This is a genomic window from Bordetella genomosp. 7 (assembly GCF_002261265.1).
Classification (GTDB): Bacteria; Pseudomonadota; Gammaproteobacteria; order Burkholderiales; family Burkholderiaceae_B; genus Bordetella_A.
In genome coordinates this window covers 192,591-207,276 of sequence record NZ_NEVK01000006.1, presented here as the reverse complement: position 1 = coordinate 207,276, position 14,686 = coordinate 192,591, and the positions used below count along the sequence as shown (strand labels likewise).

At 63.7% G+C, this 14,686-nt stretch carries 10 protein-coding genes and 2 rRNA genes; 4 read left to right on the top strand and 8 right to left on the bottom strand.

The window, feature by feature from the left end:
- Nucleotides 1-96 precede the first annotated feature (96 nt).
- Together CAL19_RS11870 and rrf are read left to right on the top strand one after the other, a co-directional pair.
- Nucleotides 97-2,983, top strand: a 23S ribosomal RNA gene (locus tag CAL19_RS11870).
- Between the two features lie 173 nt (nucleotides 2,984-3,156).
- Nucleotides 3,157-3,270, top strand: a 5S ribosomal RNA gene (gene rrf / locus CAL19_RS11865).
- A 109-nt stretch (nucleotides 3,271-3,379) separates the two neighbouring features.
- On the opposite strand, the gene CAL19_RS11860 is transcribed toward rrf, so the two are convergent.
- The 8 genes from CAL19_RS11860 to CAL19_RS11825 all read right to left on the bottom strand — a co-directional run bounded on the left by CAL19_RS11860 (nucleotide 3,380) and on the right by CAL19_RS11825 (nucleotide 11,802).
- A complete protein-coding gene (locus CAL19_RS11860) occupies nucleotides 3,380-3,784 on the bottom strand; it encodes a YchJ family protein (RefSeq protein ID WP_094796871.1) in 405 nt (134 codons plus the stop codon).
- A 15-nt stretch (nucleotides 3,785-3,799) separates the two neighbouring features.
- Nucleotides 3,800-4,180 carry a hypothetical protein gene (locus tag CAL19_RS11855; RefSeq protein WP_094796870.1) on the bottom strand — a complete coding sequence of 127 codons (381 nt, stop codon included), beginning with the start codon at nucleotides 4,178-4,180 and terminating at the stop codon, nucleotides 3,800-3,802.
- Between the two features lie 43 nt (nucleotides 4,181-4,223).
- Nucleotides 4,224-5,489, bottom strand: a complete 1,266-nt coding sequence (locus CAL19_RS11850; protein ID WP_094796869.1) for a glutamate-5-semialdehyde dehydrogenase — start codon at nucleotides 5,487-5,489, stop codon at nucleotides 4,224-4,226.
- A 79-nt stretch (nucleotides 5,490-5,568) separates the two neighbouring features.
- On the bottom strand, nucleotides 5,569-6,621 hold the full coding sequence (holA, locus tag CAL19_RS11845) for a DNA polymerase III subunit delta (protein ID WP_094796868.1): 1,053 nt from the start codon (nucleotides 6,619-6,621) through the stop codon (nucleotides 5,569-5,571).
- A 3-nt stretch (nucleotides 6,622-6,624) separates the two neighbouring features.
- The gene (gene lptE / locus CAL19_RS11840; RefSeq protein WP_094796867.1) at nucleotides 6,625-7,284 is read right to left on the bottom strand and encodes an LPS assembly lipoprotein LptE; all 660 of its coding nucleotides are present in this window, start codon (nucleotides 7,282-7,284) and stop codon (nucleotides 6,625-6,627) included.
- Between the two features lie 11 nt (nucleotides 7,285-7,295).
- A complete protein-coding gene (gene leuS / locus CAL19_RS11835; protein ID WP_094796866.1) occupies nucleotides 7,296-9,953 on the bottom strand; it encodes a leucine--tRNA ligase in 2,658 nt (885 codons plus the stop codon).
- Between the two features lie 81 nt (nucleotides 9,954-10,034).
- Nucleotides 10,035-11,261, bottom strand: coding sequence for an MFS transporter (locus CAL19_RS11830; protein WP_094797159.1), 1,227 nt, complete (start codon nucleotides 11,259-11,261; stop codon nucleotides 10,035-10,037).
- 115 nt (nucleotides 11,262-11,376) lie between these two features.
- Nucleotides 11,377-11,802: an HU family DNA-binding protein gene (locus tag CAL19_RS11825; RefSeq protein ID WP_026639123.1), complete on the bottom strand. Its 426-nt coding sequence runs from the start codon at nucleotides 11,800-11,802 to the stop codon at nucleotides 11,377-11,379.
- A 370-nt stretch (nucleotides 11,803-12,172) separates the two neighbouring features.
- Here CAL19_RS11825 and CAL19_RS11820 point away from each other — a divergent pair, with 370 nt between their 5' ends.
- Nucleotides 12,173-12,721 (top strand): hemerythrin domain-containing protein, encoded by a 549-nt coding sequence (locus tag CAL19_RS11820; RefSeq protein WP_026639122.1) that lies wholly within the window; start codon nucleotides 12,173-12,175, stop codon nucleotides 12,719-12,721.
- 120 nt (nucleotides 12,722-12,841) lie between these two features.
- Entirely contained in the window at nucleotides 12,842-14,686 is a 1,845-nt protein-coding gene (locus CAL19_RS11815) for a SulP family inorganic anion transporter (RefSeq protein WP_170941522.1), read from the top strand.

Genomic DNA, 14,686 nt, shown 5'->3' with positions numbered 1-14,686 from the left:
CTCAAGGTTTTGGTTGCAAGACCAGAACGGCTTTGAAACTTATGAACGGCACAAACGCGAAACATATCAGCGTCCTATAAGACGGTAGTGTTATAGGATCAAGCGACTAAGTGCATATGGTGGATGCCTTGGCGATCACAGGCGAAGAAGGACGTGGTAGCCTGCGAAAAGCTGCGGGGAGCTGGCAAACAAGCTTTGATCCGCAGATGTCCGAATGGGGAAACCCACTGCAGCGATGCAGTATCCCTGGCTGAATACATAGGCCAGTGGAGGCGAACCGGGTGAACTGAAACATCTCAGTAGCTCGAGGAAAAGACATCAACCGAGATTCCGAGAGTAGTGGCGAGCGAAATCGGAAGAGCCTTTACGATTTAGCAGATCAGGTAGTCGAACGGAATGGAAAGTCCGGCCGTAGCAGGTGATAGCCCTGTAGACGAAATCTGGTTTGTGGAACTAGGCGTAAGAGAAGTAGGGCGGGACACGTGAAATCCTGTCTGAAGATGGGGGGACCATCCTCCAAGGCTAAATACTCGTGATCGACCGATAGTGAACCAGTACCGTGAGGGAAAGGCGAAAAGAACCCCGGAAGGGGAGTGAAATAGATCCTGAAACCGTATGCATACAAACAGTCGGAGCCTCTTTATGGGGTGACGGCGTACCTTTTGTATAATGGGTCAGCGACTTACATTCAGTGGCGAGCTTAACCGGATAGGGAAGGCGTAGCGAAAGCGAGTCCGAATAGGGCGATTCAGTCGCTGGGTGTAGACCCGAAACCAGATGATCTACCCATGGCCAGGTTGAAGGCACGGTAACACGTGCTGGAGGACCGAACCCACTAGTGTTGAAAAACTAGGGGATGAGCTGTGGATAGGGGTGAAAGGCTAAACAAATCTGGAAATAGCTGGTTCTCTCCGAAAACTATTTAGGTAGTGCCTCAAGTATGACTGCGGGGGGTAGAGCACTGTTATGGCTAGGGGGTCATGGCGACTTACCAAACCATGGCAAACTCCGAATACCCGCAAGTCCAGCTTGGGAGACAGAGCACCGGGTGCTAACGTCCGGACTCAAGAGGGAAACAACCCAGACCGCCAGCTAAGGTCCCAAATTATCGCTAAGTGGGAAACGAAGTGGGAAGGCATAGACAGTCAGGAGGTTGGCTTAGAAGCAGCCATCCTTTAAAGAAAGCGTAATAGCTCACTGATCGAGTCGTCCTGCGCGGAAGATGTAACGGGGCTCAAGCGATAAACCGAAGCTGCGGGTGTGCACTTTAGAGTGCACGCGGTAGGAGAGCGTTCTGTAAGCCTGCGAAGGTGGCTTGTAAAGGCTGCTGGAGGTATCAGAAGTGCGAATGCTGACATGAGTAGCGATAAAGGGGGTGAAAAGCCCCCTCGCCGTAAGTCCAAGGTTTCCTGCGCAACGTTCATCGGCGCAGGGTGAGTCGGCCCCTAAGGCGAGGCAGAGATGCGTAGCTGATGGGAAGCGGGTTAATATTCCCGCACCGTCGTACAGTGCGATGGGGGGACGGATCGCGGAATGTCATCAGGGTGTTGGATGTCCCTGTTGCTGCATTGGAGAAGGCGCTTAGGCAAATCCGGGCGCGTAATTCAAGGGTGTGGCACGAGGTCCCAAGTGGACCGAAGTGATTGGAAGTGGTTCCAAGAAAAGCCTCTAAGCTTCAGCTGTACGAGACCGTACCGCAAACCGACACAGGTGGACGGGATGAATATTCCAAGGCGCTTGAGAGAACTCAGGAGAAGGAACTCGGCAAATTGATACCGTAACTTCGGGAGAAGGTATGCCCCGTTAGGGTGATGCGCTTGCGCGCAGAGCTTGAAGGGGCCGCAGAGAATCGGTGGCTGCGACTGTTTATTAAAAACACAGCACTCTGCCAAGACGAAAGTCGACGTATAGGGTGTGACGCCTGCCCGGTGCCGGAAGGTTAAGTGATGGGGTGCAAGCTCTTGATCGAAGCCCCGGTAAACGGCGGCCGTAACTATAACGGTCCTAAGGTAGCGAAATTCCTTGTCGGGTAAGTTCCGACCTGCACGAATGGCGTAACGATGGCCACACTGTCTCCTCCTGAGACTCAGCGAAGTTGAAATGTTTGTGATGATGCAATCTACCCGCGGCTAGACGGAAAGACCCCATGAACCTTTACTGTAGCTTTGCATTGGACTGTGAACCGGCCTGTGTAGGATAGGTGGGAGGCGCAGAAACCGAGTCGCCAGATTCGGTGGAGCCGTCCTTGAAATACCACCCTGGTTTGTTTGCGGTTCTAACCTTGGTCCGTTATCCGGATTGGGGACAGTGCATGGTAGGCAGTTTGACTGGGGCGGTCTCCTCCCAAAGCGTAACGGAGGAGTTCGAAGGTACGCTAGGTACGGTCGGAAATCGTGCTGATAGTGCAATGGCATAAGCGTGCTTGACTGTGAGACTGACAAGTCGAACAGGTGCGAAAGCAGGACATAGTGATCCGGTGGTTCTGAATGGAAGGGCCATCGCTCAACGGATAAAAGGTACTCTGGGGATAACAGGCTGATACCGCCCAAGAGTTCATATCGACGGCGGTGTTTGGCACCTCGATGTCGGCTCATCTCATCCTGGGGCTGTAGCCGGTCCCAAGGGTATGGCTGTTCGCCATTTAAAGAGGTACGTGAGCTGGGTTTAAAACGTCGTGAGACAGTTTGGTCCCTATCTGCCGTGGGCGTTGGATACTTGACGGAGCCTGCTCCTAGTACGAGAGGACCGGAGTGGACGTACCTCTGGTGTACCGGTTGTCATGCCAATGGCATTGCCGGGTAGCTAAGTACGGAAGAGATAACCGCTGAAGGCATCTAAGCGGGAAACTCGTCTGAAGATTAGGTATCCCGGGGACTTGATCCCCCTGAAGGGTCGTTCGAGACCAGAACGTTGATAGGTCGGGTGTGGAAGCGCAGCAATGCGTTGAGCTAACCGATACTAATTGCCCGTGCGGCTTGATCCTATAACTCTGCGGGTTTTATAGACCTGATATGACACATAGCGAACAAGTGCCGTTCAATCAATAAATACCTTCACAATCGCTGGCCAGGCCGAAACGCCTGTCGCCCAGCTCGATGTGCTTCTTCCCAATTGCGGTGCCCGAGACCCTAAACCTCGTGCACCCTAGCGCTTACGCTTGACGACCATAGCAAGGTGGACCCACTCCTTCCCATCCCGAACAGGACAGTGAAACGCCTTCGCGCCGATGATAGTGGACTTCCCGTCTGTGAAAGTAGGTCATCGTCAGGCTCTTATCCCTCAAAACCCCAGCACATACAACGTGCTGGGGTTTTGTCTTTGAAACACGCAAAATTACAATGCATACGCCGCAGCCGGCTGGAGCAAAGCCCGCCCGGCTTCAGGAATGCTTGCCGTCGACGTAGAGCCAACGGCCGTCCTGACGTATGAATCGGCTGGTTTCGTGCAGGCGTGTTGCCCGGCCCGCCTGGCGGCATCGGGCAACGAACTCGACCGTGGCGTGATGATCGTCCTGCTGTCGGTGCTGCCTGACCTGCAGGCCCAGCCATTTCAGGCCGGGTGGATTGGGTTCGAGCTGGGCCGGACGCGTATCGGGATGCCAGGTATCGAGCAGGTACTGCAGCTCGTCGAGCACAAAGGCGCTATAGCGCGACCGCATCAAGGCTTCAGCGGTGGGCGCCATCAGGCGGCGCGGCCCCTGGTGCCAGAGCTGGCAGCATTGCTGGTAGCTGGAGCCACTGCCGCACGGGCAGGGTTGTAGGGCGGGTGGATGGGCTTTGTGCATGGCCCCGGCCCCGCCTTAGCGGTATATCAACAGCATGACCCAGACGGCGATCATGGCCACCAGGCCCACCCAGCACGACGCCCAGAAAACGACAACCGGCGCCTTTACGCTGAAGGGTGTGCGTTTGGGATCGACATGGCTGAGCAGCGCGTTGGCGCGGCCGAACAAGCCGAAATTCAACCCGGGAAACGCCAGGCGGAAAAAATAGTCTTGCAGGATTGCTGTCTTGACCGCGAAAGGAAAGCGTCGGAATGGCCCGTGCTTGAGCAGCGGGTGCTGCAGCGTATTGTTGATGTGATCGGCGCGCACAAAGAACACCAGCACGGCGCATATTGTGCAGACCAGGAAGCAGAGAGTGACCAGGCTGAAGGCGTAGGCAAGAACTTGCGTGGGCATGGAAATGATACGTTTGGTACGTGACTGGGCCGGATAATGCCGGTTATCCGCGGGTCTGGCCTTGGCCGCTGAGTACCCATTTCAGGGTGGTGAGGCCTTCGAGCCCCACCGGACCCCGGGCATGCAGGCGATTGGTGGAGATGCCGATTTCGGCGCCGAGGCCATATTCGAACCCGTCGGCAAAGCAAGTGGGCAGGTTGACGTAAACGGAACTGGAGTCGACCTCGCGCTGGAAGCGCTGGGCTGCCGAGAGATCTTCGGTGACGATCGCATCCGTGTGCCCCGAACCCCAGCGCGCGATATGTTCGATGGCTTCGTCCAGGGAATCGACGATGCGCACGGCCAGGATGGGAGCCAGGTATTCGGTGGCCCAGTCTTCGTCGGTGGCCGGCTTGGCTGCCGGGACGATGTCGCGAGTGCGGGGGCACCCGCGCAATTCGACGCCATGGGCGGCGAAGGCCGCGGCAATGCGCGGCAGGATGGACACGGCGACGCTGGCATCGACCAGCAGCGTTTCCATGGCGCCGCAGATGCCGTAGCGGTAAGTCTTGGCGTTGAGTGCGATGGCAAGCGCTTTTTCGGGGTCGGCGGCCGCGTCGATGTACACGTGGCAGTTGCCGTCGAGGTGCTTGATGAGCGGCACGCGGGCTTCGTTGGCCAGGCGCGCGATCAGGCCTTTTCCGCCGCGCGGCACGATGACGTCGATGTGTTCCGTCATGGTGATGAGCTTGCCTACCGCGGCGCGGTCGGTGGTGTTGACGACCTGTACGGCCTCGGCCGGCAAGGCCGCCGCGCGCAGGCCTGCCTGAACCACGTCGCCCAGCGCGATATTGGAATGCACGGCTTCGCTGCCGCCGCGCAAAATGGCGGCGTTGCCGGATTTGAGGCAAAGCGCGGCGGCATCGATGGTGACGTTGGGCCGCGATTCATAAATGATGCCGATAACGCCGAGCGGGACACGCATCTGCGCCACCCGCATGCCGTTGGGCCGCAGGGTGCTTGCCGTGATCGTGCCGACAGGATCCGGCAGCGCGGCTATCTGGCGCAGGCCGCTTATCATGAGGTCGAGGCTTTTGTCGGACAGCGTCAGGCGGTCGAGCAGGGCGGGTTCGAGTCCGGCCGCGCGCGCGGCGTCGACGTCCTGTGCGTTGGCTGCCTTGAGCTCGGCCCGGCTGTCGCCCAGAGCGTCGGCCATGGCGTGCAGCGCCTGGTTTTTGGCGGCGCCGCTGGCGCGCATCATGGCGCGCGAAGCGCGGCGGGCGTTTTCGCCCAGGGTCAGCATGGCGGTGTCGATGTCAGTAGTAGGCATCACGTATCTTGCATGGTTGGTGTCGGCGGCGCGGCGTGCCGTCGGCGTAGAGTTCGAGTGTAGCGTGTTGCGTCGGGGCTCAGGCCCGGCCGGCCGCCGCCACACGCAGCGCCAGGCGCGTCATTTCTTCCCAGGGATCGGCAAGCCGGCCGGGGACGTGCAGGCCCTTGATCAGACGGTCGACCTCGTGGGCATGTTGCACCGCCGAGGGCCAGGCTCGCGCGGGCACGCGGCCCAGGGCCTGCAGGGCCAGCCGTTCGTGGGGGCCGAATATGCGCAGCCGTCGCATCATGGCGCCGGTGTCCTGCCCCGCGGCACGCGCCTCGGCGACACGCGCCAGCAGGCGGATTTCGTCGCCCACGGCCCATAGCACCAGCGGGAGCGCTTCGCCTTCGTCGCGCAGGCCGGCGATCATGCGCACAGTGCGCGGGACATCGCCCGCCAGCATGGCATCGCGCAGGCCGAAAACGTCGTAGCGGGCCACGTTGAGCACCGCGCGTTCGACGTCTTCGGCGGCCAGCTGGCCTTCGGGATAGAGCAGCGCCAGCTTCTGGATTTCCTGGTGGGCGGCAAGCAGGTTGCCTTCGACCTTGTCGGCCATCCATTGCAGTGTGGCGTTGTCGGTGCGCTGCTGCTGGCGCGCCAGCCGTGCGGCGATCCAGGCGGGCAGGCGGCTGCGTTCGATGGATGGCAGTTCGACCATGATGCCGGAGGCCGCCAGCGCCTGCGCCCATTTGGTGTCGCGCGTGGCTTTGTCCAGGCGGGGCAAGGCGACCAACAGCAGTGTGTCCGGGTCGGGCTGGCGCGCGGCCTGCTCGGCCAGGCGAGTCAGTGTGTCGCCGCCGGTCTTGCCGGGTTTGCCGGTGGGCAGCTTGATTTCGAGTATGCGTCGGTCGCCGAACAGCGACACGCTCTGGGTGGCGGCCGCGACGGCGCTCCAGTCGCTGCGGGCATCCATGACCATCGTGGTGCGGTCGGTGTAGCCGGCCGCTCGCCCTGCGGCACGCAAGGCGTCGATGGCCTCGGTGACCAGCAGCGGTTCGTCGCCCGACACCGTGTAGAGGGGCGCAAGCTGCCCGCCCGCGCGCTGCAGGTGGTCGGCCAGCCGGTCGCCATCGAGCGCCTGCGCCATGGCTTACCAGGCGCCGGTGCCGGGCGAGGCCGGCGTCTGCCAGGTTTCCGGGTTGGCGTCCGACGGCATGGCGTTGGGGTCGTAGACCGGCAGGTCGGGATCGGCATCGCCGCGGGCGGCGGCTTCGGCCGCCTCGCGCACATCGGGCGCCGTGAGGCGGCGTATCAGGCGGCTGACCAGGGATTGCTGCATGGACTGGTAAAGGCTTTCGATCTGGCCCTGCTTGGCCTGCACGACCTGGTCGTCGTAGGGCATCTCGCGGTACACCGACAGCGTGGTGTCGGGCAGTAGCGCCACCCCCTTGTTGGTGATGAGCCGGAAGGTGAAGTCGATGCCGAGTTCGTATTCCTCGACGCGGCCTTGCGCATTGAGCGAGACTTCGCGCAGCGTGCGCCGGTTGCGCACCGACTGCAGGATGGCCTGGGCGTCGCCCGGCTCGTCTACAAGTGTGGTGTTGGGCGACGCGGCACGCAGCGCGCGCCGGATGTCGGCGCCGAACCGGGTGTTGTCGGGAATGCCGACATACATGGTGTCGAAGGGCAGCGGCGTGGTGCCGCGCAATGCAAACCCGCACGCCGCAAGCAGCATGACGGCCGCCAGGCCGGCCGCGCGCAGCAGCCAGCGGGATGGAAAGCGTTGCGGACGATGCGGTGCGGGATGCATGCGATACCTCTTCAGCCTACGACATTGACCAGCTTGCCCGGCACGACGATGACGCGCTTGGGCGGCCGGCCCTCGAGGAAACGGGCCACTTCGTCCTGGGCCGCGGCGATTTGCTCGATATCGGCCTTGGACGCCTGCGCGGACACCCGGATGGCGCCGCGCAGCTTGCCGTTGACCTGCAGCACCAGCTCGATTTCGTCGGCGACCAGGGCGGCTTCGTCGACCTGGGGCCAGGGCGCGTCGAGCAGGTCGCCCAGGCTGCGAGCGTACCCGAGTTCGCGCCACAACAGCCAGGTGACATGGGGCACGACGGGGTACAGCACCCGCAGCAGCACACCCAGTGTTTCGGCGCGCGCGGCGTCGGCGTGCGTGCCTTCGGGCAGCTTGGCGTCGTCCATGGCGTTGAGCATTTTCATGCAGGCCGACACCACGGTGTTGTACTGGATGCGCTGGTAATCGTAATCGGCTTGCTTGAGCAGGCCATGGATTTCGCGGCGCAGGTCTTTGACGGCAGCGGGCGCCTGGGACCAGTCGGCACCGCCGTCCAGGCCGCGCGCGACGGCATCGCGGTGGGCATGGCAGTGCGCCCACAGGCGGCGCAGGAAGCGGTTGGCGCCTTCGACCCCCGAGTCGGACCATTCGAGCGTCTGCTCCGGCGGGCTGGCGAACATGACGAACAGGCGCGCCGTGTCGGCGCCGAGCGTGTCGATCAATGCCTGGGGATCGACGCCGTTGTTCTTGGACTTGGACATCGTGCCCACGCCGCCGTAGTTCACCTCGGAACCATCGGCCTTGTGGCGCGCACTGGTGATGGCGCCTTTGGCGTCATAGACGTTTTCGACTTCGTCGGGCCAGAAGTACTCGATGCCGCCCTGCGGGTTCTTGCGCGAGTAGATGTGGTTGAGCACCATGCCCTGGCAGAGCAGGCGAGTGAAGGGCTCGTCGAATTTCAGCAGGCCCAGGTCGCGCATGACGCGCGTCCAGAAACGCGCATACAGCAGGTGCAGCACGGCGTGTTCGATGCCCCCGATGTACTGGTCCATGGGCATCCAGTAGTCGTTGCGGGCATCTACCATGGCCTGGTCGTTGTCGGGCGAGGTATAGCGCATGAAGTACCACGACGAATCGACGAAGGTGTCCATGGTGTCGGTCTCGCGGCGCGCGGGCTTGCCGCAACGGGGGCACGAGCACGACAGGAAGGCTTCGTTCTTGGCGAGCGGGTTGCCGGTGCCGTCGGGAATGAGGTCGTCGGGCAGCACGACGGGCAGGTCCTGCTCGGGCACCGGCACGGGGCCGCAGTCGGCGCAGTGGATGATGGGGATGGGGGTGCCCCAGTACCGCTGGCGCGAGATGCTCCAGTCGCGCAGGCGCCAGGTGGTCTGCTTTTCGCCCAGGCCTTGCGCGGCGAGATCCGCGGCGATGGCGTCGACCGCCTGGCTGTACGACAGGCCGTCATATTTGCCCGAGTTGACCGTGCGGCCAATCTGCTTGTCGGCATACCAGTCTTGCCAGGCGTCGGTGGAGTACGTCTTTCCTTCGACGCCGATGACTTGCCGGATGGGCAGCTGGTACTTGCGGGCAAAGGCGAAATCGCGTTCGTCGTGCGCCGGCACACCCATGACGGCGCCGTCGCCGTAGCTCATGAGCACGTAGTTGCCCACCCAGACATCGACGGGCTCGCCCGTGATGGGATGCGTGACGGCAAGGCCCGTGGGCATGCCGGCTTTCTCGCGCGTGGAAACTTCGGCTTCGGTGGTGCCGCCGATCTTGCATTGCTCGATGAATTCTGCAAGCGCGGCGTTGTCGCGGGCGGCATGCGTGGCCAGCGGATGCTCGGGCGCCACGGCGCAGAACGTGACACCCATGATCGTGTCCGCGCGGGTGGTGAATACGTAGAGCTTGCCATCCTGGATGAGCTTTCCGTCGGCGCCGGCGATGGTGTGCGGGAACGCAAAGCGCACGCCCTCGGATTTGCCTATCCAGTTTTCCTGCATGATGCGCACGCGTTCGGGCCAGCCCGGCAGCCCCGATTGGACCTGGTCGAGCAGTTCGTCGGCGTAATCGGTGATGCGCAGGTAGTAGCCGGGGATTTCACGCTTTTCGACCGGGGCGCCCGAGCGCCAGCCGCGGCCGTCGATGACCTGCTCGTTGGCAAGGACGGTCTGGTCGACCGGGTCCCAGTTGACCACCTGGGTCTTGCGGTAGGCGATGCCTTTTTCGAGCATCTTCAGGAACAGCCATTGGTTCCATTTGTAGTACTTGGGGTCGCACGCGGCGATTTCACGCGACCAGTCGATGGCCAGCCCCATCGCCTTCATTTGCTTTTTCATGTAGGCGATGTTGTCGTAGGTCCATTTGGCTGGCGGCACCCTGGACTTGATGGCGGCGTTCTCGGCCGGCATGCCGAAGGCGTCCCAGCCCATGGGCATGAGCACGTTGTAGCCGCGCATGCGCAGCTGGCGCGCCATCATGTCGTTGATCGTGTAGTTGCGGACGTGGCCCATGTGCAGCTTGCCGCTGGGGTAGGGCAGCATCGAGCACGCATAGAATTTGGGCTTTTCGGAGCCGTCGGCGGCGCGGGCGTGCTCGGTGACACGATAGACGTCGCGGGCCTGCCAGTCTTGTTGGGCGGCCGCTTCGACGGCGGTGGGGCTGTAGCGTTCCTGCATGGACCTGTGCGCGATTCTAGTAGAGAGGAAAGGCCGCAGCGCGCCAGGCGCCGGCGGTTAAACCATTGATTATAGAAGTACCTAGCCTTGGGCAGGCGGTGACGGGTTTTCGGGCAGGCGTGCGGCGCGGGCGCGCCATGCGTAGGCCAGGGCGGCCGCGCTGACCGCCGCGCCGCCCGCGACCACCCCGGGCCAGCCCGTATGGGCATAAAGCGCGGCGGATGCCAGCGAGCCGGCGGCGCCGCCCACGAAGTAGCACGTCATGTATCCGGCGGTAAGGCGGCTGCGCGCATCGGGGCGCAGCCGGTACAGGGCGCTCTGGTTGGTGACGTGCACCCCCTGGATCGCCATGTCGAGCAAGAGGATGCCGCACAGCAGGGCGGCCAGGGAGTATTGCGCCATGCCCAGCAAGGCCCAGGAGCCAAGCAGCACCGCCAGGCCCGCGCGCGTGGCCAGGTTGCCGCGCCCGCGGTCGCTGAGGCTGCCGTAGCGATTGGCGGCAACGGCGCCGGCAGCGCCGGCCAGGCCGAACAGGCCGATGGTGGCGTCGCCGTACGAGTAGGGCGGATTGGCCAGGAGGAATGTCAGCGGGGTCCAGAGCATGCTGAACGCCGCGAAGATCAGCGCGCCGATCAGCGAGCGGGCGCGCAGCAGCGGCTCGCTTGCATAGAGGTGGAAGATCGACGCCAGCAGGCCCGGGTAATTGTGGGTGTTGGGCGTGCGATAGCGGGGCAGCACGCGCCACAGGGCGCCGGCCATGGCCAGTACCAGCAGCGCCGCCACCCAGTACACGGTGCGCCAACTGCCCAGTTCGGCCAGCATACCGGCGAAGGTTCTTGCGAGCAGTATGCCCAGCAGCAGCCCGCTCATGATGGTGCCGACCGCCTTGCCACGCTGGCTGGGCGAAGCCAGCGTGGCGGCAAAGGGTACGAGCACCTGGGCCACGACCGACAAGAAGCCCGTGATGGCCGTGCCGGCCAGCAGCATTGAAATGCTGGTGGCGCAAGCCGAAAGTAGCAGGCCGACCGCGCCGAGCGCCGTCATGAGCACGATGAGAACCCGCCGCTCGACCATGTCGCCCAGGGGCACGAGCAGCAGCAGGCCGGCGGCGTACGATAGCTGCGCGGTCGTGACGATACTGCCCGCCGCGGTTTCGGACAGGGCGAATTGCTGCCCGATGGTGTGCAGCAGCGGTTGAGCGTAGTAGTTGCTGGCGACGACCAGGCCGGTGGCCGCGGCCATCAGCAGGGTGACGGGCGTCGTCAGTGCCGGTGTGACGCTATCGTGGTGCGGGGACGGACGGGACATCGGAAACGAAAAAAGGCGTGAAGGCCGGACGATACGGCGGCGCGGCAGGCCCGAAAACGGCAAGGCCCGCCTCTGGCGAGACGGGCCTTGCCGGTGAGGCTGCCGGACGGGGCGCTTATTGCGCGGCGTCTTTCAGCTTCTTGAGCGGACGGACCTTGACCTTGACCGAAGCGGGCTTGGCCGGGAACCAGCGCTCTTCGCCGGTGAACGGGTCTTTGCCGAAGCGCTTGGGCTTGGCAGGCACCTTCTGGACCGACACCTTGAACAGGCCGGGCAGGCTGAATTCGCCTGCGCCCTTCTTGTCCACGGAACCGAGCACGGCGCCTTCCAGGCCAGCCAGCACGGCCTTGACCGACTTGGCTTCCACGCCGGTCTGTTCAACCAGGTGAGCGATCAGTTGCGATTTGTTCAGGGCTTGCTTGATGGCGCGGGGAGCGGCCGCTTTCTTCGCGGCGGGCTTGGCGGCGGTTGCCTTCTTGGCCGGAGCCTTGGCGGCGGTCTTGCTGACTTTCTTGGCGGGAGCTTTTGCTTTGGTAGCCATGGTCGAAATCCGTATGTTGAGGACACGAGATAGCGCGGCACCGAAGATCGGCACTTGGCACCTCGCGCCCGATAATAGCGGAACTTCCCAATTGCGCGCGTATTTCGGCACGCGGTATTTGCAAAACCTGTTGTTTTCCGGCCAAAAACGCGTGTTTTCAGCTTTTCGGCCCCCCTGTGCGGATCCATGGCTGCACAGCGTTTGCGGCAAGCTCGCGGCGCGCTGCCGAAGGTGGGCCGCAGACGATGTATGTACCGCGTTCAGGCGCTATGCTTGCCGGAAGCCTTGGCGAGCGCGCGATGGCGGTTCGCGCTCCTGCGAAACGCGCGCGAGGCGCTTTATCCGAACGGCAATCCAGAAAGGCAGAATCATGGCTATGCATATTCCCGGATTTTCGACGCCGGCGGCGGGACCGGACCAGCCCCTGGCGCTGCTGGCGGCCTGCCACGAGCGCATGGAGCGCCAGTGCGCGACCCTGCGCCGGCTGGCCGCGCATGTGGCCGCGCACGGCGCCGACGACATGGCGCGCACGGCCGCGGCCAGCGTGCTGCGATACTTCGACACGGCGGCCGTGCATCACCACCAGGACGAGGAAGAAGACCTGTTTCCGGCGCTGATCGAGTCGATGGCGGGGTCCGATGCGCGCTGCCTGCATGCGCTGGTGGATGGCCTGACGCAGGAGCATCGGCAGCTTGAAGCGGCCTGGAGCGGGCTGCAGGCCGTGCTGCAGGCGTGGAGCGACGGCCGGCCTGCCGAGTTGGATCCCGCGCGCGTGGAGGCGTTCTGTTCTTTGTATGCGGAGCATATCCGGCGCGAGGACGAAGAGCTGCTGCCCATGGCGCAACGGCTGATCGACGATCACGCCCTGGCCGACATGAGCCGGGCCATGCGCGCGCGACGCGGCGGAGGCGCCGCCTGACTGCGGTGCGAACGTTGCATTGCACGAGGCTGTGGAAGGGTTTACGCTAGACGCCCGCCGTGCCGGGCCTTGCGGCCTGCCGGCACGGATTCGATAACGACAACGGGGAGATGGCGGCGCGTGGGCAAGCTGGCTAGCAGGTTATTCGGTGCCTGGGTGTACGAGGTCGATCGTCACACGCTGCGCGCGGATGCGCTCGCCGGGCTGCTGGGCGCGCTGCTGGTGTTGCCGCAAGGCGTTGCATTCGCCACGCTGGCCGGACTGCCGCCCGAATACGGCCTGTATTCGGCCATTGTGCCTTGTGTGGTGGCGGCGCTGTTCGGCTCGAGCCGCCATGTGGTGTCCGGCCCCACGAACGCCAATTCGCTGGCGCTGTATGCGGTGCTGGCGCCGCTGGCGATAGCCGGCAGCGAGGCCTATATCCAGCTGGCGTTGGCAGTGACCATCCTGGTCGGCATACTGCAATGGCTGGTGGGAACCTTGCGCCTGGGCTCGCTGGCCAACTTCATTTCTCCGTCCGCCCTGTTCGGCTTCACCAGCGGAGCGGCCCTGCTGATCTGCGTGCATGCGCTGAAGGACGCGCTGGGTCTGGCGCCCGTCCAGGGACATGGCGCCGGCGCCGTCCTGGCGGCGGTGGCGCGGGGGATAGGCCAGTTGCACTGGGGCGCCTTGCTGGTTGCGGTGGCCACCATCGCGGCGTCACTGGCCGTGCGCCGCGCAAGCCGCCGCAAGCCGCACATGCTGATCGGGCTGGCGGTGGGCACCGCATTGGCCGCCGCGTTGAATGCGTGGGTGTTCGAGCCCGCCGGGCGGCCGATTTCCGTGTTGGGCAGCCTGGCGCAGCCCTGGCCGCCTTTTCACGTTCCCGATATCGACTGGGGCAAGCTGCCCGACCTGCTGGGCCTGGCTTTCGCGCTGTCTATCGTGGCGCTGGCGCAATCCATTTCCATTGCCAAGGCCGTGGCAATGCGTTCGGGCCAGCCTATCGACGCGAACCGTGAATTCGTGGGCCAGGGCCTTTCGAATATTGTGGGCGGCTTTTTCTCGTCGTACCTGTCATGCGGGTCGCTGAACCGGTCGATTCCAAACTATGAGGCGGGCGCGCGCACGCCCATGGCGGCAGTCTTCGCCGCGCTCTTGCTGATTGTGCTAGTGACTGCCAGCGCATCATTGCTGGCCCTGATTCCCCATGCCGCGATCGCGGGGCTGCTGATCCTGGTGGGCTGGAACCTGCTCGACCTGCCGCGCTGGCGCGCGACCGCGCGCGTGCAGCGCAGCGAGTGCATGATCGCGCTGGCCACCATGGTGGCCACGGTGACTATCCGCATGGAAATCGCCATTTTGCTGGGCACGTTGTTGTCGCTGATGGTCTACCTGCACCGTACATCGCATCCGGCCATGCGTACCATGGGTTTCGACGCTCGCGATCCAGATCGCCATTTTGCAGTGCTGGATGGGCTGCCCGATGCGTTGCCCGAATGCCCGCAACTGAAACTGCTGCGCATGGAGGGCTCGGTGTATTTCGGCGCGGTGGCGCATGTGGCCGACAGGCTTCAGGCCATGCGCACGGCGCCTGCCGCGCCCCGCCACTTGCTGATCATGGCCAAGAGCATGAACTTCATCGATCATGCGGGCGCCATATTGTGGGAAGACGAGCTGCGCAAGCGGCGAGCGGCCGGCGGCGATCTGTACTTCCATCGGCCCCGGCCGGCCGTGCTGCAGATGTGGCGTCAGACCGGCTTTATCGACCGCCTGGGCGCGGACCACGTGTTCCCGGACAAACGCACCGCCATTGCAGACATCTACATGCGCCTGGACCCCGATATCTGCGCAAGTTGCAGCGCACGTATTTTCCACGAGTGCGGGCCGATGGGGTATGCGGGGCAGCGCGCGGCCTGTGCCGGGGGCCGGGCGGGGGATGCCGATGGCGCCGCGGGCGCGCCGGCGCCGCAGGCCGGCGCCTGA